The organism is Streptomyces flavovariabilis (assembly GCF_000725785.1).
Lineage (GTDB): Bacteria > Actinomycetota > Actinomycetes > Streptomycetales > Streptomycetaceae > Streptomyces > Streptomyces hawaiiensis.
The window spans coordinates 1-25,342 of sequence record NZ_JNXD01000032.1 but is presented as its reverse complement, the minus strand read 5'-3'; the positions used below and the strand labels follow the sequence as shown (position 1 = coordinate 25,342).

Genomic DNA, 25,342 nt, shown 5'->3' with positions numbered 1-25,342 from the left:
CGAGGAGCCGCGGCCCTCCTCGTGCGCGGTGCCGGACTCGGCCGCGGTCGCCGCCCGTTGCCGGTGTCGTGAGCGGCCTCGCCCCGCCCGGCCCTCCGCTCCCGGCACCCAGGGCGCCCTCATGCCTGTCGGGGCGGGGGCCGGGTACACGGTGCGTGCACGTGCTCGTGTGTGTACGGAGGAGAGGGGACCGGGGCAGTGGTGGTAAAGGCGATGGGCTGGGCGCACTCGTTCCGTATGTCCGAAGGTGTGCGCGCAGGGCGGGAGTGGACGCGCGGGCGTCTTGACTCCCTGCCGTGGGCCGCTGCCGAGCCGGACATGGTCGACACCATCGTGCTGGCGGTGTCCGAGCTGATCACCAACGCGCACATCCATGCGCACAGTGACGCGCATCTGGTCCTCACATGGGACGGCGACTGCCTGCATGTCAGCGTCCATGACGAGGACCCGACGCTGCCGCGCCAGCGCGAACCGGAGCCGGGCGAGGTCTCCGGCCGCGGGGTGGCGATCGTGCGCACGCTCGCCGATGAGTGGGGGATGAGGTGCCAGCGGCACGGCAAGACGGTGACGGCGTGCTTCCGCCCCGCCGACCCCGACCCCGGTGCCGCTGCCGCCGAGGGCGCCGGCGGCAGTTGAGATCTGCCCACCGGTGAGGCTCGCTTCTGTCTGAAGGAGAAGTGTCGTGTACCTGGCACGAGGATCGAGTGACGACGACCCGCACGTCTGGCTCTGGGTCCTGGGCGCCGTCGCGCTGTACGCACTGATCAGCTACGGCCTGGCATACCGTGCCCGCGCCCGGCGCGGTTCCGCACACCCGGCACACGACGCCCTGCACGACCTCAAGGACCGGGAGGATCCCCAGCCGCCCGAGAACCGCTTCGTCAGCCGCGTGATCATGCTGTGCGGGGCGGGGCTCACCGGACTCGTCGCCTACCTGACCAGCGGCGCCGTGCGGATCCTGATGGTCGGGCTCACCGTCGTGGTGGCGGTGACCGTCTGGGCGTACTACGACCACCGCACGCAAACACGCGCGCCCGCCCCGCGATGACGCAGACCCGGGCCCCTCGCACCGGCGGGAGGGGGCCCGGGGCGTCAGTCGCCCCCGGGATGCGTGCCGGGCCCGTCGGCGCCGGGGGACAACGGAGTGGGGGACAGCGTGGTGTCCTCCTCGCCCGGCTCCAGAAGGGTGTCGGCGGCACCGACGATGAGGGGATCGGGTGTGCCGACCGCTTGCCGGTCCTTGCTCGCGTAGTCCACGCGTGACAGCAGACTGCGCATGGTCTCCAGCCGGGCGCGCCGCTTGTCGTTGCTCTTGACGACGGTCCAGGGCGCGTGGGCGGTGTCGGTGGCGCGGAACATGTCCACCTTCGCCTCGGTGTAGTCGTCCCAGAGGTCCAGCGAGGCCAGATCGGTGGGGGAGAGCTTCCACTGGCGCACCGGGTCGACCTGCCGGATCGCGAAACGCGTGCGCTGCTCGGAGCGGGACACCGAGAACCAGAACTTCATCAGCAGGACGCCGTCGTCCACCAGCATCCGCTCGAAGTCCGGGCACTGGTCGAGGAACAGCTCGTACTCGTCCTTGGAGCAGTAGCCCATCACGCGTTCCACGCCGGCCCGGTTGTACCAGGAGCGGTCGAAGAAGACGATCTCCCCGGCCGTCGGAAGATGCGCGATGTACCGCTGGAAATACCACTGGCCCATCTCGCGCTCGGTGGGCTTGTCCAGGGCGACCACGCGTGCGCCGCGCGGGTTGAGCCGCTCGGTGAGCCGCTGGATCGTGCCGCCCTTGCCCGCCGCGTCACGCCCCTCGCACACGACGACCACGCGTGCGCCGGTGTCCTTGGCCCACCGCTGGAGCTTCAGCAGCTCTATCTGCAGGATGCGCTTGGCCCGCTCGTACTCCTTGCGGCCCACCTTGCGGTCGTAGGGATAGTTCTCCTGCCATGTCCGGATGGGGCGTCCGTCCCCGTCGAGCACGATCGGCTGCTCTCTCCGGCTGTCGTCCACGGTCAGGCCGTCCAGCAGCTTGCCGGCGTCTTCGGCGTTCATCACGAGGCTCCCCGCTCGGCTCGTACGGTCGGTCGGAAGGTCATGCGGCCACGGGAGGCGGCCTGCGCGCCGCTGCAGCTCACCGCGGTGATGACGGCGGCGGCCGGGTGCGCCTCCCTCGGCTGCCGGACGGACACCCGGGTGCCCCGTCCTGCCCCTCCCATGTGAGACCGGACGCCGCCGGCCCGCGTGGACGGAGCCGGCATCCCCGGACACCGCCGCCCTCGACGGCCGGTACCTGTCCACCGAGGTCGCCGGGGGCTTCACCGGCCGCGTCACCGGTATGGACGCCGCGACAGGCACCGTCCACTTCGACTGGTCCGACCATGACCCGTCCCGCCCCGGTGGACCGGGCCGAACAGGCTCCCCGGGCCGAGGACAGGCCGGCCGGTCACAGCGCGGTGCCCGTCTCCTCGGCCAGGGCCCGCACGAGGCGGTCCTGGAACACCTCGTCGTGGACGGCGCGATGCGGTTGCAGCCGCCGGCCGTGATACCAGTACCCGCCGGTGGTCAGGGCCTCCGGGGCGTCGCTCGACGCCAGCCACTGCTGCGTCTGGTGGCCGAGCTCGAGGTCGTCCGGCGCGCCCGGCCCGCCCATCCTCGTCGGCACCCAGCCGGGGTCCACGGCGTTGCTCAGCACTCCGGGGCGCAGCCGGGCCACCACGGCCGCCAGCGTCGTCACCAAGAGCTTGCTGTCGGCGTACGACCCCGCGCTCGCGCCCTGCCAGTCGACCCCGTCGAGCGATGACGGGCGCCCGCCGAGGTGCGAGTCGCTGCTCAGGTACACCAGCCGGCGCGGCCCGCGCAGCAGTGCGGTCAGCAGGTACGGAGCCACGATGTTGACCGGCATGACCGCCGGTCCGCTCCACACCCCGGCATTGTGGATGACGGCGTCGAGCGGCTGGGAGGCGTTCAGCTCGTCGGCGACCTGCCGCACGGCGGCACGCTCGGCGAAGTCGCCCACCACGATGTGTGCCCCGCGGTCGGCCAACTCGCCGAGTACGGCCGCCCGTTCCTGGTTGCGGGCGTGCACCACCACGTCGTGCCCCGCGGTCAGCAACGCCTCTGCCGCGGCCCGCCCCAGCCCGTCCGCGGACCCGGTCACCAGGATCCGGCTCCGTGCTGCTCGCATGCGACTGCCTCCTTCTGCAGGATTCGCGTCCCGCGCGAGACACGTGCCGGATCGCACGGCCGTTCAGCCCGGGTACCCCGTCGATCCTGGCACGGCGTCTTCCGGATCCTCTCCTCCAGGGCGCTGACGCCCTGGAGGCGCCGTGCTCAGTGGCCGACGCGGAAGGTCGCGTCCTGCCGGTCGGTCGTCGTGGAGACCGGGTCGATGCGCAGGGCGTAGTCGGCGTGGCGTATGTAGCGGGTCGGGTTGTTGTGCGAGCGGAACGAGGACCAGGTCGCGTCCGCCAGGCCCGCCGTGCGGTGGAAGGTGGCGTCCGCTGCGAACGTCGACGTGCCGTCGCCGGCGTCGAGGCGGAGCTCGTAGTTGTAGTGCCGCAGGTAGCGGGCCGGGTAGTTGACGGACCGGAAGGAGACCCCGGAGCTGTCGGCGAGCCCAGGGACCAGGGTCCACAGGGAGTCCTTGTACGGCTCGATCGGGTACTGGTCGATCCGGCCCAGGTAGTTGGAGTGACGGACGTAGCGGGAGGGGTGGTTGTACGACTTCAGCCGGTTCCAGGCCGGCGCGCCCCACTTCGCGAGCAGGTTGTCGTACTCGGCCGTGGTGATCGTCGCGATGCCGCAGTGCTTGGAGTTGACCGGCTGGGTGTAGGTCCGCTGGTCGAGGGCCGTCCAGCTGCCGGAGGCGAGATGGGTGGACTGCCACGCGTAGAAGACACCGTTGGGCGTGTAGGTGTCGCCCCACAGCCACCAGGTGCCGGACGTCAGCGACTTGACCAGGGTCGGTGCCTCGGTGCCGCCGTGCGCCACGCCGGTGCCGAACTCGGTGAAGCTGCCTGGGTTCAGGGTGGTGGATCTGGCGCCCACCAGCGTCTGGTTCTTCTTGAAGTAGAGGTAGTTGTAGCCGTTCACGCCGAGGGCCATGTCGCCGTCGATGACGTCGTAGCCGGGGTCGAAGAAGACCTGTGGGGCGGAGGCGGTCACGAAGTCGGTCGTGTAATTGACCATGATCACGTTGTGGCCGCTGGAGTTGACCGAGGAGTAGATCACCGCGTACTGCCGGCGGCCCGCGTCCCAGAACGCCTCGGGGGCCCAGCTGTGGGTGGCCATGTCGTGCAGTTTCAGCCGCCGGTAGCCGGTGAAGGTGCGCAGGTCGGCCGAGTCCCAGACGTGGATGTACTGGCTGTTGTAGTTCCAGTCGGTGCCCTTGAGGTCGGTGGCGAGCACGACGAACGTGCCGTCCTGCTTGCGCATCAGGAACGGGTCGCGCAGCCCGAGCGCACCGGCGGTGGGGGTGACCAGGGGGTTGTTCTGGTTCAGCGGTGTCCAGTTGAGCCCGTCGGGGCTGACGGCGAGGTGCAGGCCGTAGTCGGTGCCGTCACCGAGTTCGGTGGACTCGGTGAAGTAGACCATCGCGTACGCGGAGTCGGCGGCGTGCGCGGTGCCGGTGCCGAGGGTCAGGGCGAGCGGCACGGCGGCGGTCATGCCGAGGAGGCCTCGGCGGGAGAGGTGGGGGTTCGGACTCATCTGCTTCTCCAGGGGGCGCGCGAGGGAGGGCCGAACTTCCGCTGTGCCGGGCGGGGTTCGGGGCGCCGCGTGCGCGGGCAGCACGGAACACGCCGAGGCGGCAGCGGCGGGGGAGGTCACCGGGGATCCGGACAGAAGCGGCGCAGGGCGGCGCGACGCAGGCAGGAAAGGCATGGGCGGCTCGTCCTTTCAGCTTCGGAGGGAAGCTGTCCTGCACCACATTCGATCGATATACCGAACGACGTTCGTGGTGCCGGATGGGACCGTAGGGGCCGCGCAGTACCACCGTCAATACTCGTGCGGGCCCCACCGCGTCCGGCGGCGGGCCGTCACGCGCCGGGGCGGCCCTTGATCCGCATGCCGGGGCGGCGGCGGTGAACCGTCACGTACGACAGCCCGTTCTCGCCCGCGGTCACACTGCGTACGCTGCCGTGCGGCAGCCAGACGAGACTGCCGGATTCCACCGGGTGCGGCCCGGTCGCGGAACCGAGCGTGCCATCGCCCGCGACGACGAGCAGCAGGACGTCGAGGTCGGGTTCGGTGTGGGCGTCGATGGACCCCTGGGGCGGGATGCGGATGAGGTTGGCGTCCAGTTGCCGACCGGGCTCGGCCAAACGCCACAGGGCGCCGGTCGACGCCGGGTCGGCCGCGGCGAGCGAACCCGCGTTGCCCAGGATCCGCGGAACGGGAGCGTCGGCCGCGCCGGGGAACTCCTCCGGGTCAGTCATGGATCGTGCCACCATCCGATACGGCCCCGCCCTGGGCCGGTTCACCTGTTCGGCAGGCCGTCCGCAGCGCTCATCGCGGATGCCCAGAGGAATCTAGCACCGGGCCGGCGTCCGCGCCGTGGCCGATGCCCGGTCACTCCTCCTCGGGACGTGGTGGGGCGCGTCCGCCCGGGCTCCGGTACCTCACCCTGCTGCGCCCGGGCGTGGAGCACGTCCCCGAGGAGCAGGTCGTACGAGGTCATGGCCGGGCGAGACGCGTGACCTGGTCGTGGAGGCGCTGTACGTGGTCCTCGGACTCCGGCTTCATCAGGACGCTGCGGAGGATGCGGGCGCCGTCGGCGTCGGCGGTGACCTTCGGGTGGCGCGCGGTGAAGGCGTCGCGGTCGGCCTTGAGGGTGCTCAGGAAGACGGGATCGGGTCCTGTCATGCCGTCGGCCAGGACGCGTGCCGATGCCGCGTCGACAGCGCTGAGGGAGGCGGGCTCCACCGCGGGGAAGTAGCCGACGATGTCCAGCTCGGGCTGCTGGTACAGCTCCAGGGCGTCGGTGGCGGTGATCAGGTCGGCCCAGTGCAGGGCGGCCCGGCGGCCGGCCCCGAGGACGCGGCCGAGGCCGTCGGGGGTGGGCGGGAGGACCTGGAAGGTGAGCCACAGGGCGGCGGCCGAGGCGCCGGCGCGGGAGCACTCCAGGCTGATCTCGCCGAGGTGGAGCTCGCTGGAGGTGAAGTAGGTGTACGGCGAGTCGTGGAGGTAGAAGCGGCCCACCTCGGGGTCGCGGAAGAGGACGGCGCCGCAGCCGTAGGGCTGGAGGCCGTGCTTGTGCGGATCGACCACGATCGAGTCGCACCGGGCGATGGCCCGCCAGGGCTGCGGAGGGAGCCCTTCGGGGCCGTCGGCGCCGGCGAGCAGGGTGAAGAAGCCGCCGTAGGCCGCGTCGACATGGAGGCGGACGCCGTAGCGGTCCCGGAGGGCGAGGGCGGCGTGGATCGGGTCGACGGCTCCGAGGCCGGTGGTGCCTGCGGTGAGGACGACGGTGCCCACTTCTCCCGTCCGCAGGATGTCCTCGAGCGCGTCGAGGCTGATGCGGCCGCGGTCGTCGGTCGGGATCGGGTACCCCTTCATGCCCAGGACGTGGCACATGCGGCCGTGGGTGTAGTGCGCGTCGGCGCTGTAGGCGATGCCGCGGCCGGGGTGGAGTTCGCGGGCGACGAAGAGGGCTTCGAGATTGGCGATCGTGCCGCTGGTGGTGAGGTGGCCGAGGTGGGTGTCGTAGCCGAACATCGCGGCCAGTTGAGCGACGGCCTCGCGTTCCATACGGGCGGTGGCCGGGCCGCCGTCCAGGGCGTGGTTGTTGGGGTTGATCAGCATGGTGGTGAGGTGCCCCACGATCGCCGCCGGGTGCGGGGGCTTGAGCATCTGCCCCGCGTAGCGCGGATGGAAGAACGGGTAGTTCTCCCTCAGTCTCCCGGTGAGCTCCTCGAAGGCGGCGGCGAAGCGGTCGTCGTCGATGAGGAGGGACGGGTGCTGCTCGTAGGGGCCGAAGGTGTCGGCCCACCGCTGTATCGCGTCGTCGGCCCGGCCGAGCCAGTGCTGCAGGTCCACTGATCTTCCTCTCTCCCGACTTGGTGGGTTCACCATAGACAGTCGTTGACTGCTCAGCAATTGACTGCTCAGTAATTGAGACGGCAGTAGGTGAGGAGGCAGTAAAGTCGACCGGGTGAATCCCGAGAACCGAGAGAACGAGGAAGCCGCCCGCGCCGCCGACAGCGGGCTCGTGCACGACTTCGGACTGCTGATCAAGGCCGCCACCCGTCTGGAACAGCGGATCGACACGGCTCTGCGCAAGGAGTGCGAGGTCAGCCACACGATGTTCGAGGTCCTCATCCGGCTGTGCCGGCACCCGTACGAGGAGGTCTCACAGCGCAGGCTCGCCGACGCCCTCACGCTCACCAGCGGTGGCATCACCCGCCTGATCGACCGCATGGAGGGAGCCGGACTGGTGCGGCGCGGGCCCGCTCCCGGGGACCGCAGGACCGTCCTGGTCGAGGCGACCGATCACGGCCGTGCGGTGTTCCTTCGGGCTGCCGGCGTCCACGCGCAGGTCGTGGAGCGGTACTTCGTGGCACCGGTTGCCCGCGCGGACTACGGGCGGCTGACCCGTGCGCTGGGTGAGATCGAGAAGGCGCTGCGCGACGCCTGAGGTGCCCTCACGGCTCGTACCCCCCTGTGCTCAGGGGGGTACGAGCCCTTGCGTCAGGGTGTGTAGACGGTGGGGCGGGGAGCCGTCGGCATGGCGTCGCCGATGAAGAAGCTCGGGTGCGGGGGCTGGTTGTAGGCGGTGTTCTGCCAGGCCAGCGCCGTGCGGTACTGGGTGTCGTGGAGCAGCGTCGTGATCTTGGTGTTGGTCTGGTTCGGCGTGGAGTAGATCCGCAGCGCCCTGTTGTCAGCGGTGCGCCAGACGACCTCCTCGCGCCAGTCGCCGAGGATGTCGCCGGACAGGGCCGGGGTGGACTTGGTGCCGTTGTTGGAGGCGACGCCGGAGCCGGTGAGCAGCCGGGTGTCTCCGGACGTGCCGTACTTGTCGATGCGGGTGCCGTCGAGGAGTTCGCGCACGGGATCGCCGTCCCACCAGGACAGGAAGTTGACGCTGGAGGGCTCCCGGCCCAGGGAGGCGCCGGTGGCGGAGCGCAGGGTCGTGTCGGAGGCGGACCAGGCCTCGGCGCCCGCGCTGCCGGCGTGGACGTCGGCGGCGACGCCACGGCCGTTGTCGGAGCCCGAGGCCGTCTGCCACAGCCTCGCACCCGTGCGGGCGTCGGCCATCCAGGAGCCGGGCTTGCTGGAGTCCTCCGAGACCTTGAAGTACTCCAGGCCCGGGCGGGACGGGTTGAGGTCGCCGACGTGGCCGGCGTCGCCGTGACCGAGCCTGGTGGTCCACAGGCCGCTGCCGTTGTCGTCCACCGTCATCGCGCCGTAGACGATCTCGTCCTTGCCGTCGGCGTCGACGTCGGCGACGGACAGGCTGTGGTTGCCCTGGCCGTCGTAGCCCTTGCCGCTGTTGGTGGAGGAGGTGGTGTCGAAGGTCCAGCGGCGGGTGAAGGCCCCGTTCCGCCAGTCCCAGGCCGCTATCACCGTGCGGGTGTAGTAGCCGCGCGCCATGATCAGGGAGGGGCGGGCACCGTCGAGGTAGGCGGTGCCCGCGAGGAAGCGGTCGACGCGGTTGCCGTAGTTGTCGCCCCAGGAGGAGACGTTGCCGCGGCCCGGGACGTAGTCGACGCTCTGCATCGCCCTGCCCGTCTGGCCGTTGAACATCGTCAGGTACTCGGGGCCGGACAGCACGTAGCCACTGGAGTTGCGGTGGTCGGCGGAGGAGCTGCCGATGACCGCGCCGGTGCCGTCCCGGGTGCCGTCGGCGGTCTTCATGGCGACTTCGGCCTTGCCGTCACCGTCGTAGTCGTAGACCTGGAACTGCGTGTAGTGGGCGCCGGAGCGGACGTTGCGGCCCAGGTCGATACGCCACAGCCGGGTGCCGTCGAGCTTGATGCCGTCGACGACGGTATTGCCGGTGTAGCCGGACTGGGAGTTGTCCTTGGCGTTGGTGGGCTGCCACTTCAGGACGAGGTCCAGGGCGCCGTCGCCGTCGAGGTCGCCGACGGAGGCGTCGTTGGCCTCGTAGGTGTAGGCCGAGTTCCCTGGAGCGGTACCGCCCGCGGGCGGGGAGATCGGCACGTCCTTGTAGCCCGTGCGGAACTGGACCGCGGGGGCGGACGCGGCCTGCTCGGTGCCGTTGACCACGGCGCGCACCGTGTAGTCGGCCGAGGCAGCGCCGCCCGTGTCGAAGTAGTTCGTCGAGGCGGTGACGGGCGAGGAGTTGAGTCTGGTACCGCCGCGGTAGACGTTGAACGACACGTCGTCCGGGTCGGTCGCCAGCCAACGCCATGACACCAGGTTTCCGCTGTTGGTGTGCACGCTGGTCAGTCCGCGGTCGAGCTTCTCGACCTGTCGTGCGGTCGCCGCGTGCGCACTCTGCGGCAGCGCGACGAGTGCGGAGACGGCCAGTGCGGCAGCGGAGACGCAGCCGATGAACCGGCCTCCTGGCCGATGGGGCGAGCGCCACCGTCGTGGCGCGGTGCGGGGACGCCGGTGCGAGTCGGTCACGGTGACCTCCGGGGCGTGGGGGGTATGGGAACGCTCCCATGGTGAGGGAGCGTAAGAACGAGCTGATGCCTCGTCAAGGATTCTGTCCAGTCCGCTGTTCGGCCCTGTTCGGATCCGTGAGTTTCTCGGTGCCGATGGATTGACAGGTAGGCGGCGGGCCTTGAACACTGCGTGATGCGCCTCACGGTCAACTGTGGTCGAAGGCAGTCGAACTGGTCGCCCGGCCAGTGAACTCACAGGGTGAGCACGACAGTTCGTGGGTCCCGCACCTGCAACCTTCCCCATTCGAGGATGGAGCCTCTCGTGCCCACCTGACAGGTTGTGAACGCTCCCAGCACATGCAGGCGGATCACCCCAGTCCCGGTAACTCCCCCCACAACCCGCTGCCCGGCCGCGGGCCTCTCGCGCGCGGCCGGCACACGCCCCACCGTCATCATGGACGGCTTCACCCAGGCCTGAGCGGCGCGCCGTACACCCCGACCCGTACATATTCGTGGCGAAGGACGGACCCATGGTTGTAATGAGCATGGCACTGAGGTGTGGCGGACGCGGCGCCCGGCTGGGAGCGGCGGGCCTGCTGACCCTCGCGGCCCTGGCCGGCACGGGCGCGGCCAACAGCGCCGCCGCCGCACCGCAGGCTCTGCCGGCCGGCTGCTCCGGCACCTCTCCGATCACCTGTCGTTACGCTGTCGCGCCGGGCAACTACGACGTGACGGTCTCCATCGGCGGCGCCTCCGCCGGGCAGACCGAGATGTGGGCCGAGGCCCGGCGTCTGATGCTCCCGGCCACGAGAACGGCGGCCGGAGCCGTCGCCACGTACTCGTTCACCATCAACGTGCGCCAGCCGGAGGGGCAGCCGACCGGCCAGGGCGGCACCGGGAACCCCGGCCTGGACCTCCGGTTCACGGGCTCCGGCCCGCAGGTCTCGGCCGTCTCGGTGAAACCCGCCTCGCAGCCGCTGGTCGCCTACCTCGCCGGCGACTCGACCGTGTGCGACCAGCCGGCCGCTCCCTACACCGGCTGGGGGCAAATGATCACGCCCTCCGTGCGTCCCGGCGCGGTCATCGCCAACTACGGCGACTCCGGGGAGAGTTCGGGAAGCTTCCTGAGCAACTCGGCGCTCTTCCCCGCACTGCTGGCCAAGGTCCGGGCGAACGACCCGGTCTTCATCCAGTTCGGCCACAACGACAAGCAGACCAGCGCGTCCGCCTACCGGAACAACCTCACCACCATGATCTCGCGGGTCCGCGCCCAGGGCGGTGTCCCGGTCCTGGTGACGCCACCGGTCCGCCGGCTGTTCGACGGCAACCGGCTCACGCCCACGGCACTGCACGTCAACGGCGTCAACGTAAATCTGCCCGCCGAGATGCGCGCGGTCGGTACGGCCCAGCGAGTCCCGGTGATCGACCTGACCGCCCGGAGCAAGGCGCTGGTCGAATCCCTCGGACCGTCCGCCTCCGCGCAGCTCTTCCTCCGTTCCTCCGCCGACGGCGTCACGGACAACACCCACTTCTCGCAGTACGGCGCGACCCAGATGGGCGGGCTGCTGCTCCAGAGCATCCGGGAGCAGAACCTGCCCCTCGCCACCCACCTGCGCTGACCGACGCACGACGGCGCCCGTCCCTGGGAGGGAACGGATGAAGAACCTACGGATCGTCATCACCACCGCGCTGGTGATCGCCCTGTCGAGCCTCGGGCTCAGTGCCGCCTCCGCGGCCGACAGCACCGCGACGCGCTGCGCCGCCACCCCGGGCGCCGCGGCCCCGGCGTCCCGAGCGGCCGCCCAGCCGGTCACCGTGTGGCTGGCCGGCGACTCGACCATGGCCAACCCGGGCTCCGCCCGCTGCCCGGTCGGCTGGGGCAGCCAGTTCGACGCCCTGTTCAACACCGACGTCACCGTCAGGAACCAGGCCGTGGGAGGCCGCAGCATCCAGACCTGGATGTACGAGGGGAACGTCAGCGGCACCAAGGGCTCGGACGGCGAGTGCCGCCTCACCTCCGACACGTACTCCTCACGCTGGCAGTCGATGCTGAACGCGAGCACCGGGATGAAGGCCGGCGACTACCTGTTCATCCAGTTCGGCATCAACGACTCCTCCTCGACCTGCCCCCGGCACGTCGGCCCGGCCCGCTACCGGCAGTTGATGACCACGATGGTGCAGGCCGCCCTGGCCCGGGGAGCGCACCCGGTGCTGCTCACCCCGGTGGCCGCCCTCACCTGTTCCGGAAGCACGGCGACGAAGAACCGCGGCTTCGTGAACGAGACCTTCGCCGTCGGATCCGCCACCAGGGCACCGGTCGTCGACCTGCAGTCGCTGAGCGTCTCGCTCTACAACAACCTGCGCTTCTGCCCGCACAACGGCGACTTCGGGTCGGGCCCCGTGGGCGCGTTCTTCTGCAACGACCGCACCCACTTCGAGACCTACGGCGCGCAGCGCATCGCCGGACTCGTCGCCGGGGACGTACGCAGGCAGAACCTCGCGCTCGCCACCTATCTCAGGTAGCGCCGGGATCCGGTCGCGAGGGGCTGACTAGCATGGCTGCCGGCATCCGAAGACGCCGCGTCGGCCTCCTGGCCGGCCGGTACCGGCAGAGGGCAGGAAGGACACAACACGATGACGGGGCTCCGCGACGCCGTCGCACTCGACGACCCGGTGGGCGAGTCGCTCCGCGGGCACCACGCCCACCTCGCCCGCCGGCTCGGTGGCGCCGTCACCTACATACCCGGAGTCGCGACCTTCTCCGCGGTATCCGCCGAGCCGGACCCGGGGGCATGGGACGACCTGGCCAAGCTGCTGGGTCCGGGCGAGTTCGCCGACATGTTCAGCTGCCCGGTGATGCCGCCGTCGGACTGGGAACCGGTCTTCGTCCTCGAGGGCCGCCAGATGATCTGGGCCGGCGACGGCGGCCCGGATCCCTCTCGTGCCGAGTCCGACTCCGGCGTGGTAGAACTCGGGGTGGAGAGCGTCCCCGAGATGCTCGACCTCATCGAGCGGACCCGGCCGGGGCCCTTCTGGCCCCGCACGCACGAGCTCGGCACCTACCTCGGCCTCCGCGACGGCGGCAGGCTGGTGGCGATGGTGGGGGAGCGGCTGAGGCCTCCCGGATGGACCGAGATCAGCGCCGTCTGCACCGCCCCCGAGGCACGCGGGCAGGGCCACGCGGTCCGCCTGCTGCACGCGCTCATCGCCCGCATCGTGGCTCGTGGCGAACGCCCCTTCCTGCATGTGGCCGAGGCGAACACCGGCGCGCTCGCGCTCTACGAGCGGCTCGGCTTCGACACCCGCAAGCACGTGACGTTCCGTGGGTTCCGCACCCCGTGAGGCGTCGGGTCCGCCCGCCCGGTGGACCATTGACCGTGGACGTCGCCGTGGCGGCCGCACGGATCCGGCGGGAACCATAGCCGGCGCAGACCGAGCACCGCGTCGTGGAGCGCGCAACCGCACAGCCGCCGCGTACGCCCGGCGCCCGCTTCCGCTACGACAACGGCGCCCCCCCACGTCCTCGCGGCCTGCCTCGCTCGTGCGCTGGACCAGGACCTCCAGGACCGCGCCGAGCGCCGTATCTTCGGTCCGCTGCGCGTCACCCGCCCGCACTGGCCACGCGATCCCGACGGGCTGCCGAGCGGCTCCGGCCTCACGGTGGCCACCGGCGCGGAGGCGGCGCTGCGCCCCGGGTGGCGCCCGGCCCTGGACGTCATGCCCGGCATCGTGGCCGCCGCGGGCGAACACACATAGATCCCAACAAGTCCGAACAACACATCCCGACAATACGGTGGGCGGACCCGGCACTTCGGCTCCTCCGAACGGCCGGACGACTTGTGAGCCGACACCCGCACGACCGGATCCATCAGGCGTCGAGCCTGTTTCGGCTCTTGGGCCGGGAATGGCTGCGACTGAGCGCCGCAGCCATTCATTGAGTGCTTCGTTGAGCTGTGAGCGCGCTTCCGTGACGATTGCGGCCGGTGCATCGGCGGTCCGTACTTCGTCGAGGCGATCCTTCACGCAACCATGATCGGGACCATGTGAGTCGTCGGTTGATCTCTTGAGGGGCAGAGGCGCGTATGGACATTCGGCAGCTGGAGTACTTCCTTGCGATCGTTGATCGTGGGGGGTTCAACCGTGCGGCGTCGGCTCTGCAAAGCTGTCGCCTGCCTTGTAGACCACCGGCTCGCCGCCTTCCGGCGTGAGTTCGATGACGCCGGAGAGGATGTGGCAGAACTCGAAGGTCTCGCCCTTGATCGAGTGCGTCTCGCCGGGCGTGGCTTCCCAGACGCCCGTTTTGATCGTTTCCCCGCGGGCGGCGTCCTGGGCCCAGGTCTTGTAAGTCGGGTTGCCGGAGATCAGGCGCTCCGGCAGCGGGCCGGACTCGAGGGGGGCAAAGGAGGGGTCGGTATCGATGCTCTTCAGGAGCAACATGCTTTTTTCCTCTACTGGTTCTGGTAATTGCGCACACAGGGAGCGGACGTACCAAGCGTCACCGGGCCGAGTTCGACCAGGCTCATCGCGCATCTCGGACCAGGGCCCGACGGCTGCCGGCCACGGTGTCGGCGCGCAGCAGATCGGCGAGCGTCTCGGCGGGCAACAGGCCCTTGTCCTGAGCGAGTCAGGCCACGCATCGGCCGGCGGCGCGGGCCTCCATGGCAATGTCGACGGCCTCAGCGGACCCGATGTGTCCGGGTCGGGCGGTCACGGGCCGGTAAAGCTCGCGACACCCGACCCAGCGCCTTTCGAGGGCGTGCCGACCACCGAAGACGACCTGATGGGCGACTTCGGCAAGCACCGGATCGACCCCGCCCGGGCATGATGCTCGAACGGGTCTGCACCCCGGCGGCGTGGATGGTGCGACTGTTGCGGTCCACTGAGTGAACCCTTCTCGGTAACGTCTCGTGACGGTTCGTGATCTTCGTTCAGGTGGTGCGGCCGTGCTCCAGATGGAGCAGGACGAGGGCGGCTCGGGCGATCCGGGTGATGCCTCTGGGGTCGAGGCTGACTCGGCGCAGGGCCTTGAAGGTGACCTCGAGCAGGGCGTTGGCCCGCTCGGCGACCGCATGGACGCCTCGGATGACCGAGTTGAACGTCTGCTGTGCGTCGTCGAGTTCGCCTCCCTTGGGCTTCTTGACCGGGTGGCGGAAGCCGTCGTCGGCGTTCTCGTAGCCGAGGTCGGTCAGGGTGAGAATGTCCAGGGTGGAGGCGAGCCGGTTGAGGGCGTCGACCAAGCCGTGGGTGCGGGCGCAGGTGGTGTCGTGCTCACGGCCGGGGCGGACCGGGGAGACCCAGATCGGCCAGCCGTCGGGGGCGGAGATGACTTGGACGTTGCCGCCGTGGTGCTTGTGCTTCCCGGACCACCACAGGTCGGCGCCGTTGGGGCCGGGGCGGCGACGCGGTCGGTACGGATGACGGTGCCGTCCAGGTTGAGATGGGTGTGGCCGGCGGTCGCCGCCCGTTCCAGCGCGGTGGACAGATCCGGGGCGTGGTCGGCGAGCACGTACTGGCCAACGCGTGAAGCCTCTGGATTCCGGGACGTGATCTTCGCAGACCTGTTCCTACCAGGGGCTTCTCGCGTATCTGATGCCGGGTCAAGCCCGTCTGACGGCCCTGGTCAGTCAGGAAGATCGCGGATCTGCCGGACGGGAGGCCCAGCCAATACTCTGAGCCCCGTCCGCACTATCTGGGAGAGTCATGACAAGTAGGTTCACCGAGTTGGCCGTTGACTGCCACGATCCGGAGAGGCTCGCAGCCTTCTGGTGCGAGGTCCTGGACTTCAAGGTGATCGACCGGAGCGAGGGCAAGGTCGAGATCGGCTCCTGGGTGCCGACCGTCGAGGATGTTCGGGCCCGCCAGATGCCAGCCACCCTGCTGTTCATCCAGGTACCCGAGATGGCAGACCCCGAGGGCAACGAGTTCTGCGTCCTGCGCACCCTGGCACCGCAGAACTAGGCCGCGAGCGGGCACCCGCACCCCGTCACACACCGCAACCGTCACGTTGCCGAGAAGACCTCAGTATCTCCGCAGTCCCGCACGGAGCCGACGGTGAGCTGCGGTTGCGGGCACGATATTCGGACATTGTGTCAAGTGGCGGGCTTGCGGGCGGCGTCGATGGCCCGTCGGGCCAAGGAGCTGCTGAAACCGCCGCCGTACGCTCCCGCGCTCCTGAGCCGGACCGGCACCCTGCCCACAGCGTCCCTGCACGACATCCACGAACGCAGGGCGGCGGCGACCTGTAGTCCCAGCAAGCCGAAGCCACCCGTGATGACGATTCTCATGCGCCTCCCCCTCGGTGGCTCCGGTAGTCGCTGAGCCAGCGGAGACCTTCGCTCGTGCCGGCGCGGGGGTTGTACTCGCAGCCGGTCCACCCGTCGAAGCCCAGCTCGTCGACGACGTCGAACAGGTGGTGGACGTCGAGCTCGCCCCGGTCGGGCTCGCCCCGGTCGGGAACGCCCGCGATCTGCAGATGACCGACCCGGCCGGTCGGCAGGTCGCGGCGCAGGGTCGCGGTGAGGTCGCCCTCGACGATCTGGCAGTGGTAGAGGTCGAGTTGCACCTTGAGATTCGAGGCTCCCACCTCCCGCACCATGGCGTGGGCCTCGGCCTGGGTGCTCAGGAAGTAGCCGGGCATGTCGCGGCCGTTGATCGGCTCGATCAGGATGTTGACGTCCGCCGCGGCGGCCCGTTCCGCGGCCCAGCCCAGGTGGGTCAGGTAGGTGTCGCGGTGCTTGGCCCGCTCGGCCGGTGTCGCGTCCGGTCGGACCAGCCCGGCCATCAGGTGCACCCGCGGGCAGTCCAGGGCCGCCGCGTACTCCAGCGCCCGGTCGACCCCGGAACGCACCTCCGCCTCGCGTCCGGGCAGTGCCGCCACGCCGCGCTCCCCGGCCTCCCACGCTCCGGCAGGTGCGTTGAAGAGCACCTGCTCGAGGCCGTGGTCGTCGAGTCGGCGGCGCAGCTCGGCGGCCTCGTACGCATAGGGGAAGAGGTACTCGACGGCCTGGAAGCCGTCGGCCGAGGCCGCGGCGAAGCGGTCGAGGAAATCGTGCTCCTTGTACATCATGGTCAGGTTCGCTGCGAACCTCGGCATGCTGGCTCCTGTGGTCCGGCCGGGGACGGCCAGAGGCAGTGGTCGACGACGTGCTTCTTGGTGGTGAGCACCGCTGCGGCTGCGACGACGAGGGCGATCGCCGAGACGTGCATCGGGATCACCGCGGTGCCGGTGGCGTCCTTGAGCGCGCCGGTCATCGGCCGGCCACGACGCCACGCCTCACAAAGGCCGCATCTCCGTGGCATGGACAAGTGCAGCCGTCCGCTCGTGCAGTACACGCACCGCGTCCTCCGCTCCGCTGCGCGGGCTGGAGAGCACGGGCTTGCCGACGGCTTCGGCGATCGCGGGAGCCAGCCGTGCCATGGACGCCTGGGCCAGCACGATCGCGTCGACCTCCGTGGCCAGCGCCCGTGCCCCCTCCAGCACCATCGCGTCGTGGCGGTCGCGGTCACCGGACATCAGTACCGAGAAGGCGCCCTCGCAGAGCCGCTCCTGGACGCTGATGTCACGACCGGCCGCCCGTGCCTTCTCCTCGACGAGGGCACGGGTCGGCGGCAGCGTCGTGGGGACCGTCGCCAGGACGCCGACGGCGTCCGCGGTCTCGACCGCCGACGCGGTCATCGCGTCGTCGATCTTGACGATCGGGGCGCAGACCAGGCGTCGGGCCACGTCGATGGCCGGACCGACCGAGGAACAGGCGGAGAAGATGACGTCGGCCCCCGCGGACTCCGCGGCCTGGGCCAGGTGCACCGTGCGCTGCGTGCTGGCAGGTGAGACCTCACCGTCGCGCACCACGGCTGCGAGCACGTCGCTGTCGACGAAGTGCAGGACCTTGGCGTCCGGCGCGAGTTCCGCGAGGTACTCGTTGATGAGCGAATCGGGGTTGATGAACAGCAGACTGGTGTGCAGCACGGCGATCGAGGGAGTGGTGGACATGGTGGCTCCAACAGGGTGCGGTATCGGCCCGCGTGCCGAGGAGGGCACGGGAGCGCGAGACAGAGCGGTGCGAACCGCGCGCAACGCGCACGGCCGGAAGGGCGTATGACGGTCTTGTGTCGTCGGTGTGGTTGCGGCGAGGGCAGCGGGGCTGAGTGCAGGTCACGCGTTTCCCCCCTCGGCGCGAGGGCTCAGGCGGCCGATGACCTCCAGGGCGGCGTCCCGGACCGCGTCGCGGCCCGCCGCCCACAGCGAGACGACGTCGGAGCCGGGCAACGCCGACGGGAGGGTCACGCGGACGGCCTCCAGACAGGCGCGGCGCAGTTCGGCGTTGACGTTGACCTTGGCGACGCCTCGGGCGAGGGCGCCGTGCAACTCCTCGACGGGCAGACCGCTGGCGCCGTGCAGGACGAGCGGGACCGATACGGACTCGTGGATCGCGGCCAGCCGCTCCAGGTCCAGGCGGACCGGGTGCCTGGTGAAGCCGTGGACGTTGCCGACAGCGACGGCGAGTGCGTCCACGCCCGTCGCGGCCACGAATGCGGCCGCTTGCTGCGGATCGGTCATCGCCACGGCCTGCGCGACGGCGTCGGTGGAGACGTCCTCGTCGCCCGGCAGGGCACCGAGCTCGGCCTCCACCCAGGCACCGTGGTCACGAGCCCGCCGGACCGCTTCCTTCGTCAACGCGATGTTCTCGGAGAACGGCAGATGGGAGCCATCGACCATGACGGAGGTGTAGCCCGCCTCCAGGCAGGCGGTGATCTCGTCCAGGTCCCGGCTGTGATCGAGGTGCACCCCGAGGCGGGCGGCGGAGCGTCCGGCCGCGTCCAGCGCCAGCCGCATCAGGGCGTCGCGCCCGGCGTGCTTGAAGGGGCTGGAGCCCGCCTGGATGACGACCGGCCGCCTCGGCGGCGGCCGTGATGCCCTGGACCGTCTCCAGGTTGTAGGCGACGAACCCGGGCAGGGCGTGACCGGCGGCCGCGGCCTCCTTCAGAGCCTCGGTTCCGTGCAGCAGCATCAGGCACTCCTCAGCAGGTCAAGAGCGTCGGCGAGGGCGTCGGTCCCCCCGACGTTCCCGGCGAAGACGATGTAGGGGATGCCGGCGGCGGGGCCGTCCACGGGCTCCCAGAGCGAGACGAGGCCGGGCAGCAGCGTGCCCCGGGCCCAGGCACGGCGGATCTGAAGGCCATGGGTGGCGGTGTCGCTGGAGGTGATACCGCCCTTGGCGACGACGAAAGTGGGCCGCCGGGCGGCGTTGACCTGGTGCACGGCCTGAACGAGCGCGGCGGACACCCGGCGGGAGATGGCCAGACTGTCGTCCGCGTCGGCACCCGTCACCAGCACGCGAGAGGTGCGGATCACGGCGTCCGCCGCGTCCAGCGCGCCGGCGGCCGCGGCCGCGACCTCTGCGATGTGGGCGTCACGCCGCTCTTCGTCGAGCAGCAGGGCCACGTCCAGCTCGTACTCGGCGACCCCGCCTCGCTCCCGCAGCCGCTCCAACTGCCGTGTGGTCAACGCGACATGAGACCCCACGACGATGAGACCGTGCGGTGTGTCCCCGCGCAGCGGGCGCAGTGCGGCCGGGGTGAGCGGTGCCCGGGCCGCCTGTCCGGCGCGGGCCCTGACGAAGGACGGCCCGACCCGGTACAACAGCCGCGTGCCGTTCTCCTCCGCCTCCGCGAGGGCCAGGGCGAGCACCCGCAGGTCGTCGTCGCACACCGCGTCGACCACGGCCGTGCGTCCGCCGCGCAGTGACGACAGCAGCCGCGCCGTGTGGGCCGGGCCCCCACCTCGCAGGTCGTCGAGGGTGATGAGCAGGACCTCGTCCGCGGGTATGCGTCCGCCCGTCTTCTCCTCGACCACTCGGGCAGCGAGGAACTGCGGTAGCCGAAGGTGGCGTCGCGGGCGAACTCGCTCTCGCCGACCGGGAGCAGCCCGTCTGCTGTCCGCATCCAGTGGCGGGAGCCGACCGTCAGCCTGCCCGCCTCGATGTAGGCGGGGACCAGTACCACTCCGTCCGGAGCTCCGACGTCCAGCTCGGTCAGCTCTTCGGCGAGGACATCGGTCTCCAGCGGGAAGTGGCCGCGCAGCGTCGAGTCCCCACGGCTGGCCAGGACGTAACCGGTGCCCTCGGCCGCCGACGCCGCGTGCAGGGCGCGGACCACCTCGCGGTTGCGGGCGGCGGCGTCCTCAGGGGACAGGCTGCGGGTGTTGGTGAGGACGAAGAAGACGGCGCTGTCCTGGCGCAGCGCCCAGCGCAGGTCGTCCACCGTCCAGGAAGTCAGGACGGGCACGTCGGCGACCGTCTGGGTGCCGGTCGGATCGTCGTCGAGGACGACGAGACGGGGGCCGCCGGCTATGCGGGCGGCCACCTCCGCGGCGCTCACCTCGCGGACTGGAGGCAGCCCTTCCAGCACCGCTGCCTCGGGGACGGGCCGCGTTTGGGCATGGAGGGGTAGAGACATGGCGAATTCCTGACCTGTTGCGCGTAGTTGAATGGGGGAACGTCAGACGAGGTCGCCCTTGTTCACGTCACACCAGGGCTTGACCGGGCCTCGCGACGACCTCGGGACGGAGAGCTCGCCGAGGGTGCCGGCGGGCAGGAGGCCCTTGTCCAGGACGAGTTCGGCGACTCCGCTTCCGGTGGCGAGGGCCTCCTAGGCGATGGTCGCGGCCGCCTCGTAGCCGATGGACGGGTTGAGGGCGGTGACCAGGCCGATTGAGTTCACCACCGCCACCCGCAGCGCCTCGATGTCGGCCGTGACGCCGCGACGCACCGCTCGGCCAGTTCCCATGATGACGTCGCGGAAATGCTGCGCAGCGTCACCGCCGGCGGTCTCGGCTCAGAACGACTTGTCCTTCGCCTTGTGGTAAGCGCCGCCGAACGGCAGGAACCAGGCTGTGCCATTGCAGAAGGGGACTGGCACCCTCGGGAATCGCCGGGCGGGCGGCAGGACCTCGGTCCCGATGCCGTCACCGGGGATGAGGGCGATGCGGTGGTTCTGGTTCGTGATACGGCCGATTGCAGCAGCGGGCCGGGCAGCGCGTCCAAGACACAATCACGATGTGCCTTATAAGGTGGCCCTATATGGCGGCCTTTTCGCAAGATTGGCGTTCGGTTCCGGATCGAGCACCAGGGCGCCCGCCGTCCGCCGCCGGGGTCGGTCACTACCGCCGGCCCCACCCCCTCCGGCACCATCGGCAGCACCGACACCCGATGTTCCGTCTCGGCCGCGACGGGCAACTCGACACCGTACTCGCGCAGGTCGCCCGCACCGGCCCGTTCGGTCGTGCCCCGCTGCACAATGATCAGCCGGTGCCCGTAGGCGCGTCGCGAGCCACCGTTCTGCCCGGAGGGAACGGTGGTGTCCGGCCATCCCAGCCCGGCGAGACGATCCGCAAGGTGTACGGCATCGGCAGGTGACGAGTTGCCTCACCACGCCGCGTCCTCCCATTGGTCCAGCAGGGCGTCGGCCGACACCTCCTCGGGTTCGGCGGCCGGGCTCCGCGTGGACTGTTCGGTCCAGATCACCTTGCCGCGTGCCATGTAGCGCGTACCCCACCGCTGGGCGAACCGGGCGACGAGGAACAGTCCCCGCCCGCCCTCGTCGGTGATCGCGGCCCTGCGCAGGTGGGGTGAGGTGCTGCTGCCGTCGGCGACTTCGCAGATCAGGCTGTCGTCGTCGCGCAGCACCCGCAGCCGGATCGGTTCGATGCCGTAGCGGATGGCGTTGGTGACCAGCTCGCTCACGATCAACTCGGTCGTGAAGGCCATCTCCTCCAGTCCCCAGGTCCTGAGCCGCCCGGTGACGTCCGCCCTGACGCCGGCGACGACGGCCGGATCGCCGGGCACGTCCCACTCGGCCACCTGGGAGGGGTCCAGCAGCCGGGTGCGGGCGACGAGCAGGGCGATGTCGTCGCTCGACCGGGCGGGAAGCAGCGCGTCGAGGACGTCCTGGCAGGTCTCCTCCGGAGTGCGGCGAGTGCCGGCCAGAGCGTGCCGCAACGCCTCCAGACCGGTGTCGATGCCCCGCTCCCGGTCCTCGACCAGACCGTCCGTGTAGAAGACCAGCCGCGAGCCCTCGGGGAGGGTGACCTCGGCGGTCTCGAAGGGTTCGGCACCACCCAGACCGAGCGGCGGTGAACCGGGCACCCGCAGGTACTCCACGGTGCCGTCGGGGTGCACCAGGGCCGGTTCCGGATGCCCGGACCGGGACAGGCAGCACATTCCGGAGGCCGGATCGTAGATGGCGTAGAGGCAGGTGGCGCCCGCGACGCTCTCGGCGTCCCGCTCCCCGTTCTCGTCGCTGTCGATCCGCGCGACCAGTTCGTCCAGGTGCCCGAGGAGCTCGTCCGGGGGCAGGTCGAGGGCGGAGAAGTTGTGCACTGCGGTACGCAGCCGGCCCATCGTGGCGGCGGCGTGCAGGCCGTGGCCCACCACGTCGCCGACCACCAGGGCGACCCGGGCACCGGGCAACGGGATCACGTCGAACCAGTCGCCGCCCACGCCTTCCAGAGCGGGCAGGTAGCGGTGGGCGACCTCGACGGCCGAGTGGTCGGGCAGGGAGCTCGGCAGCAGGCTGCGCTGCAGCGACTCGGCCAGGGTGTGCTCGCGGGTGTAGCGGCGGGCGTTGTCGACGGCGACCGCGGCCCGCGCGGCCAGTTCCTCGGCGAAGGCCAGATCCTCCCTGCCGAAGGGGGCGCCGTCGGAGCGCCAGAAGCTCGCCATGCCCAGCACCACACCGCGGGCCTGGAGCGGCACCGTGATCAGGGAGTGGAAACCGAGGTCCAGCACGCGCCTCGCCCGATCGGGGTCCTGGACGCTCATCCAGCCGCCCGAAGCGGTCAGGTCGACGTCCAGGACCGCACGGCCGCGCTCGGCACCGACGGCCGCCGGCGACGTGGGGACGAAGCGGATCAGCTCACCCACCGGATAGAGGGACCGGGCACCGTCGACGCCGTGCACCGCCACCCGGCGCATCTCGCGACCGGGCCCGGCCGACACCGCACCGCGCAGGATCGGATCCAGCAGGTCGACCGTGGCGGTGTCGGCGAACCGAGGGACCGCCACCTCGGCCAGCTCCTGCGCGGTATGCACCACGTCCAGCGTGGTTCCGATCCGCACCCCCGCCTCGTAGAGCAGTCCCAGCCGCTCCCGGGCCACCTCCGCCCGGCCCGCCAGGGCCCGCAGCTCCGTCGTGTCGCGCAGTGTGGCCACGCTGCCCGCGGCACGGTCGTCGGGGTCGACCGGCCGTACGCTGACGGCCAGCAGCCGGTCGCCCGCCAGGTGTACCACGTCGGTGACCGGCCGGCCCGTGCCCAGCAGCTCGGCGGTGCCCGCCTCCAGACCGAGATCCGTGACCCGGCGCGCCTCGGCATCCGCGGGCAGGCCCAGCAGCCGCCGCGCCTCGTCGTTCGCGAGCAGCAGCCGGCCGTCGCTCCCGATGATCAGCACGCCCTCCCGCACCGCGTGCAGCACCGCGTCGTGATGCTCGTACATCCGCGTCATCTCGGACGGATCCAGGCCGTGGGTCTGCCGCCGCAACCGCCACGAGACCAGTGCGGTGCCACCCGCTGCCACCGCGAGCGCGCCTCCGGCGAACCCCAGCAGCTGCGGCAGCTGGTCCTGCACCACGTCGTCCACGCTGGCCACGGTGACGCCGATCGACACGAAGCCGACGATGGTGATCCCGTTGGTGTCGTAGACCGGAACCGTCGTGTCCACGGCGAGGCCCAGACTGCCTTCGAACGTCTTGGTGAACGGCCGGTCGGCGGCGCCGCCCTCGCGCACGGCGTAGATGTGCTTGCCGATCAGCTTCGGGTCGGGGTGGGTCCAGCGGAAGCCCTGGGGATCGAAGGTCACCACGTAGTCGACGCCGGTGTTCTTCCGGGTGTCCTCCGCCCGCGGCTGGAGCAGTTCCGTGGGGTCGCCGGACTTCATGGCGTCCAGCGTCCCCGGGGCCCGCGCGAAGGACTGGGCGACGCCCTTCGACAGTTGCCGGGCCTCCTGGGTCCTCGAGTCCCGGGCCTGCACCACGAGAGCTCCTCCCGCGGCGGCGGCGAACAGCACCATGATCACCAACTGCAGCAGAAACACCTGGCCGGCGACGCTGCGCACCGGCAAGGCCTTCCACCGCGCCCCAGGGGTTGGGGCGCCGGACTCTTGGCGCGGGTCGAGCTCCCCCCGCCGCCTCGGGGCCGACCGAATAGGCTCGCCTCTGCGCGCGGGGGAGCGGAAGGCCGAGAACCGACCGAGGTGCCGGAGCATACGGACTCTTTACCATGCACCTTCATATTCGGCCATATGGCTGCATTCAGTCGGTCAGGTGCGAACCCAGTCCCGCCAGCGCCTGGTCACGGAGTCACGGTTCTCGAGCCACCAGTCGATGTCCAGGTCGAAGCCCGACAGCAGGTGGCCGGGAGTGCTCGGCAAATGCACGGCGCTGGACTCAGTCAGGTACCCGTAGGCGGCGGGGACCACGGGGCCGTCGGGGTAGAGCCGGGCCATGTGGGCCTGTACTTCGGGCCGCAGCGCGAAATCGATGAGCCGGTAGGCGGCATCCGGGTTCGCGGCGCCCTTGGGGATTCCGTAGCCGTTGCTCTGCCTGCGGGCGCCGTTCCACTCGTAGGCGAGGGGAGTCCCGTGTCCGAGCAGGTTCTGGAGCCGGCCGGCCCAGGTGCTGGAGGCCACGACAGTGCCGCGGGTCAGCAGCTCACCCGGCTCCGCGCCGTACTCCCAGAACATCCGCACGGAGCCCCTGATCTCGTCCATGACCTTGAAGGCGCGGTCTACATCGAGGGGGTAGAGCCGGTCGAGCGGCACACCGTCCGCGAGCAGCGCGAACTCCAGTTCCGGCCAGTCCACCTTCCCCTGCAGCGCGCGGCGGCCCGGGAAGCGTCCGAGACTCCAGAAGTCCGCCCACGACTCGGGCTTCCGCCGGCCGAAGGCGTCGGTGCGGTAGGCGAGAACACTGGCCCAGTAGCTCTTGCCCACACCGTTGGGGGTGAGCAGTGACTGGGCGATGCCGGCGTTTCTGGTGTTCTTCAACCGGCCGTAGTCCAGGGGCTCGGAGGCGCCCTCGTGCTCGAAGAGCACCAGATTGGACATGTCGATGTCCATGACGTCGAACCGCGGACTGCCCTCCTTGACCTGGGCGAGCATCTGCTCGTGCCCGAAGTTCACCACCTTGATCCGGATGCCGGTCTCTCTGGTGAACGGGTCGTAGACGGCCTTCCGGTTCGCCTCGTCGTAGGAGCCGCCGAAGTTCCGGACGGTGAGCGTTTTGCTGCTCTCGGCGACATTCCGCCCGGCGCGGGTCTCACAGGCCGTGAGCGAGGCGGTAGCTGCGCCGACGGCGATCCCTCCGGCACCGGTCAGGAAGGCTCTGCGGTCGAATGCGATGTCTCCCACCGGCTGCCTCCACAGTGCCTTCGGGACGATCCGTGACGGAGGGTGATTCCCGGCCGGCCTTTGCCTCGTGCGGCTTTAGTCAGTTTTTACCAGGAAAAGTACTGCCTTCACAGGGGTGGTGGGCTGGAGTCCACCACGTATCCGCGGCGTTTGTCGACGACGTTGCGCAGCGGTAGGCCCTCGGCGCGGCGGGTGAGGTTGTCCGGGAACAGCTCGATGAGTCCTTCCCTCTCACTCATGGTCTCGCCCGCCATGTGCGGCGAGACGATGACGCCCGGCATGTCAGGCTCCGGTGGGGATGGCGATGTACTTGTATTCGAGGAACTCGCTGATGCCGACGCGGCCGCCTTCGCGGCCGAGGCCGGACTGCTTGAC

Annotated in this window: 22 protein-coding genes and 3 pseudogenes; 7 read left to right on the top strand and 18 right to left on the bottom strand. The window is 70.5% G+C overall.

Annotation, left to right across the window (positions count from 1 at the left end):
* Window positions 1-198: 198 nt before the first annotated feature.
* Together IO24_RS0137000 and IO24_RS0136995 are read left to right on the top strand one after the other, a co-directional pair.
* Window positions 199-636 carry an ATP-binding protein gene (locus IO24_RS0137000; RefSeq protein ID WP_031143754.1) on the top strand — a complete coding sequence of 146 codons (438 nt, stop codon included), beginning with the start codon at window positions 199-201 and terminating at the stop codon, window positions 634-636.
* Window positions 637-682: 46 nt separating this feature from the next.
* Window positions 683-1,048 (top strand): hypothetical protein, encoded by a 366-nt coding sequence (locus IO24_RS0136995; RefSeq protein ID WP_045297127.1) that lies wholly within the window; start codon window positions 683-685, stop codon window positions 1,046-1,048.
* A gap of 44 nt (window positions 1,049-1,092) precedes the next feature.
* Here IO24_RS0136995 and ppk2 read toward each other — a convergent pair whose 3' ends face one another.
* The 5 genes from ppk2 to IO24_RS0136965 form a co-directional block, all read right to left on the bottom strand.
* Complete coding sequence (gene ppk2 / locus IO24_RS0136990; RefSeq protein ID WP_031143752.1) at window positions 1,093-2,049, bottom strand: polyphosphate kinase 2; 957 nt, start codon at window positions 2,047-2,049, stop codon at window positions 1,093-1,095.
* 391 nt (window positions 2,050-2,440) lie between these two features.
* Window positions 2,441-3,181, bottom strand: a complete 741-nt coding sequence (locus tag IO24_RS0136980; RefSeq protein WP_031143751.1) for an SDR family NAD(P)-dependent oxidoreductase — start codon at window positions 3,179-3,181, stop codon at window positions 2,441-2,443.
* Between the two features lie 146 nt (window positions 3,182-3,327).
* Window positions 3,328-4,704, bottom strand: coding sequence for a glycoside hydrolase family 43 protein (locus IO24_RS0136975; protein WP_031143749.1), 1,377 nt, complete (start codon window positions 4,702-4,704; stop codon window positions 3,328-3,330).
* Between the two features lie 329 nt (window positions 4,705-5,033).
* Window positions 5,034-5,432, bottom strand: a complete 399-nt coding sequence (locus tag IO24_RS0136970) for a cupin domain-containing protein (protein WP_031143746.1) — start codon at window positions 5,430-5,432, stop codon at window positions 5,034-5,036.
* A 238-nt stretch (window positions 5,433-5,670) separates the two neighbouring features.
* A complete protein-coding gene (locus IO24_RS0136965; RefSeq protein ID WP_031143744.1) occupies window positions 5,671-7,032 on the bottom strand; it encodes a pyridoxal phosphate-dependent decarboxylase family protein in 1,362 nt (453 codons plus the stop codon).
* A 115-nt stretch (window positions 7,033-7,147) separates the two neighbouring features.
* Between IO24_RS0136965 and IO24_RS0136960 the strand changes: the two genes are divergently transcribed.
* Window positions 7,148-7,630, top strand: coding sequence for a MarR family winged helix-turn-helix transcriptional regulator (locus IO24_RS0136960; protein ID WP_031143742.1), 483 nt, complete (start codon window positions 7,148-7,150; stop codon window positions 7,628-7,630).
* Window positions 7,631-7,683: 53 nt separating this feature from the next.
* Here IO24_RS0136960 and IO24_RS0136955 read toward each other — a convergent pair whose 3' ends face one another.
* Window positions 7,684-9,585, bottom strand: coding sequence for a rhamnogalacturonan lyase (locus tag IO24_RS0136955; RefSeq protein ID WP_031143740.1), 1,902 nt, complete (start codon window positions 9,583-9,585; stop codon window positions 7,684-7,686).
* Between the two features lie 511 nt (window positions 9,586-10,096).
* On the opposite strand from IO24_RS0136955, the gene IO24_RS0136950 reads away from it, so the two are divergent.
* The 3 genes from IO24_RS0136950 (at window position 10,097) to IO24_RS0136940 (ending at window position 12,908) form a co-directional block, all read left to right on the top strand.
* Complete coding sequence (locus IO24_RS0136950) at window positions 10,097-11,185, top strand: rhamnogalacturonan acetylesterase (protein ID WP_234335365.1); 1,089 nt, start codon at window positions 10,097-10,099, stop codon at window positions 11,183-11,185.
* A 37-nt stretch (window positions 11,186-11,222) separates the two neighbouring features.
* Complete coding sequence (locus IO24_RS0136945; protein WP_031143736.1) at window positions 11,223-12,089, top strand: GDSL-type esterase/lipase family protein; 867 nt, start codon at window positions 11,223-11,225, stop codon at window positions 12,087-12,089.
* Between the two features lie 111 nt (window positions 12,090-12,200).
* Window positions 12,201-12,908 carry a GNAT family N-acetyltransferase gene (locus IO24_RS0136940; protein WP_031143734.1) on the top strand — a complete coding sequence of 236 codons (708 nt, stop codon included), beginning with the start codon at window positions 12,201-12,203 and terminating at the stop codon, window positions 12,906-12,908.
* A 792-nt stretch (window positions 12,909-13,700) separates the two neighbouring features.
* On the opposite strand, the gene IO24_RS0136930 is transcribed toward IO24_RS0136940, so the two are convergent.
* Window positions 13,701-14,003 (bottom strand): cupin domain-containing protein, encoded by a 303-nt coding sequence (locus tag IO24_RS0136930; RefSeq protein WP_045297126.1) that lies wholly within the window; start codon window positions 14,001-14,003, stop codon window positions 13,701-13,703.
* 491 nt (window positions 14,004-14,494) lie between these two features.
* Window positions 14,495-15,081: pseudogene (locus IO24_RS0136925) on the bottom strand (HARBI1 family protein); the annotation flags it as partial.
* 185 nt (window positions 15,082-15,266) lie between these two features.
* Between IO24_RS0136925 and IO24_RS0136920 the strand changes: the two are divergent.
* Window positions 15,267-15,524 carry a VOC family protein gene (locus IO24_RS0136920; protein WP_078965998.1) on the top strand — a complete coding sequence of 86 codons (258 nt, stop codon included), beginning with the start codon at window positions 15,267-15,269 and terminating at the stop codon, window positions 15,522-15,524.
* A 322-nt stretch (window positions 15,525-15,846) separates the two neighbouring features.
* Here IO24_RS0136920 and otnI read toward each other — a convergent pair whose 3' ends face one another.
* From otnI to IO24_RS44805, 10 genes and pseudogenes are all read right to left on the bottom strand, one after another.
* The gene (gene otnI, locus IO24_RS0136910; RefSeq protein WP_031143723.1) at window positions 15,847-16,659 is read right to left on the bottom strand and encodes a 2-oxo-tetronate isomerase; all 813 of its coding nucleotides are present in this window, start codon (window positions 16,657-16,659) and stop codon (window positions 15,847-15,849) included.
* Window positions 16,635-16,817 (bottom strand): hypothetical protein, encoded by a 183-nt coding sequence (locus IO24_RS0136905; protein ID WP_031143720.1) that lies wholly within the window; start codon window positions 16,815-16,817, stop codon window positions 16,635-16,637. Before IO24_RS0136905 ends, otnI begins: the two co-directional genes overlap by 25 nt.
* A 22-nt stretch (window positions 16,818-16,839) precedes the next feature.
* On the bottom strand, window positions 16,840-17,556 hold the full coding sequence (locus IO24_RS0136900) for an aspartate/glutamate racemase family protein (RefSeq protein WP_031143718.1): 717 nt from the start codon (window positions 17,554-17,556) through the stop codon (window positions 16,840-16,842).
* 162 nt (window positions 17,557-17,718) lie between these two features.
* On the bottom strand, window positions 17,719-18,402 hold the full coding sequence (locus IO24_RS41335; RefSeq protein WP_234335429.1) for a class II fructose-bisphosphate aldolase: 684 nt from the start codon (window positions 18,400-18,402) through the stop codon (window positions 17,719-17,721).
* Between the two features lie 171 nt (window positions 18,403-18,573).
* A complete protein-coding gene (locus IO24_RS46875) occupies window positions 18,574-19,089 on the bottom strand; it encodes a nucleotide-binding domain containing protein (RefSeq protein ID WP_234335428.1) in 516 nt (171 codons plus the stop codon).
* 144 nt (window positions 19,090-19,233) lie between these two features.
* A pseudogene (locus tag IO24_RS46870) lies at window positions 19,234-20,021 on the bottom strand (four-carbon acid sugar kinase family protein); the annotation flags it as partial.
* A 67-nt stretch (window positions 20,022-20,088) separates the two neighbouring features.
* Window positions 20,089-20,344 (bottom strand): annotated as a pseudogene (gene aspA / locus IO24_RS45385) (aspartate ammonia-lyase); the annotation flags it as partial.
* Window positions 20,345-20,989: 645 nt separating this feature from the next.
* On the bottom strand, window positions 20,990-23,629 hold the full coding sequence (locus tag IO24_RS0136875; protein WP_045297397.1) for a SpoIIE family protein phosphatase: 2,640 nt from the start codon (window positions 23,627-23,629) through the stop codon (window positions 20,990-20,992).
* Between the two features lie 249 nt (window positions 23,630-23,878).
* The gene (locus tag IO24_RS0136870; protein WP_031143712.1) at window positions 23,879-24,967 is read right to left on the bottom strand and encodes an ABC transporter substrate-binding protein; all 1,089 of its coding nucleotides are present in this window, start codon (window positions 24,965-24,967) and stop codon (window positions 23,879-23,881) included.
* Window positions 24,968-25,074: 107 nt separating this feature from the next.
* Window positions 25,075-25,248, bottom strand: coding sequence for a hypothetical protein (locus IO24_RS44805; RefSeq protein WP_234335426.1), 174 nt, complete (start codon window positions 25,246-25,248; stop codon window positions 25,075-25,077).
* Between the last annotated feature and the right edge of the window lie 94 nt (window positions 25,249-25,342).

Excerpts from the sequence above, each read along its gene's own strand:
- IO24_RS0136900 (WP_031143718.1), bottom strand. The coding sequence starts at position 17,556 with ATGTCCACCACTCCCTCGATCGCCGTGCTGCACACCAGTCTGCTGTTC.
- IO24_RS0136975 (WP_031143749.1), bottom strand. The coding sequence starts at position 4,704 with ATGAGTCCGAACCCCCACCTCTCCCGCCGAGGCCTCCTCGGCATGACC.
- IO24_RS0136930 (WP_045297126.1), bottom strand. The coding sequence starts at position 14,003 with ATGTTGCTCCTGAAGAGCATCGATACCGACCCCTCCTTTGCCCCCCTC.
- IO24_RS0136970 (WP_031143746.1), bottom strand. The coding sequence starts at position 5,432 with ATGACTGACCCGGAGGAGTTCCCCGGCGCGGCCGACGCTCCCGTTCCG.
- IO24_RS0136945 (WP_031143736.1), top strand. The coding sequence starts at position 11,223 with ATGAAGAACCTACGGATCGTCATCACCACCGCGCTGGTGATCGCCCTG.
- IO24_RS0136875 (WP_045297397.1), bottom strand. The coding sequence starts at position 23,629 with ATGGTGCTGTTCGCCGCCGCCGCGGGAGGAGCTCTCGTGGTGCAGGCC.
- IO24_RS0136920 (WP_078965998.1), top strand. The coding sequence starts at position 15,267 with ATGACAAGTAGGTTCACCGAGTTGGCCGTTGACTGCCACGATCCGGAG.
- IO24_RS44805 (WP_234335426.1), bottom strand. The coding sequence starts at position 25,248 with ATGCCGGGCGTCATCGTCTCGCCGCACATGGCGGGCGAGACCATGAGT.
- otnI (WP_031143723.1), bottom strand. The coding sequence starts at position 16,659 with ATGCCGAGGTTCGCAGCGAACCTGACCATGATGTACAAGGAGCACGAT.
- IO24_RS0136980 (WP_031143751.1), bottom strand. The coding sequence starts at position 3,181 with ATGCGAGCAGCACGGAGCCGGATCCTGGTGACCGGGTCCGCGGACGGG.
- IO24_RS0136940 (WP_031143734.1), top strand. The coding sequence starts at position 12,201 with ATGACGGGGCTCCGCGACGCCGTCGCACTCGACGACCCGGTGGGCGAG.
- IO24_RS0136950 (WP_234335365.1), top strand. The coding sequence starts at position 10,097 with ATGGTTGTAATGAGCATGGCACTGAGGTGTGGCGGACGCGGCGCCCGG.
- IO24_RS0136905 (WP_031143720.1), bottom strand. The coding sequence starts at position 16,817 with ATGACCGGCGCGCTCAAGGACGCCACCGGCACCGCGGTGATCCCGATG.
- ppk2 (WP_031143752.1), bottom strand. The coding sequence starts at position 2,049 with ATGAACGCCGAAGACGCCGGCAAGCTGCTGGACGGCCTGACCGTGGAC.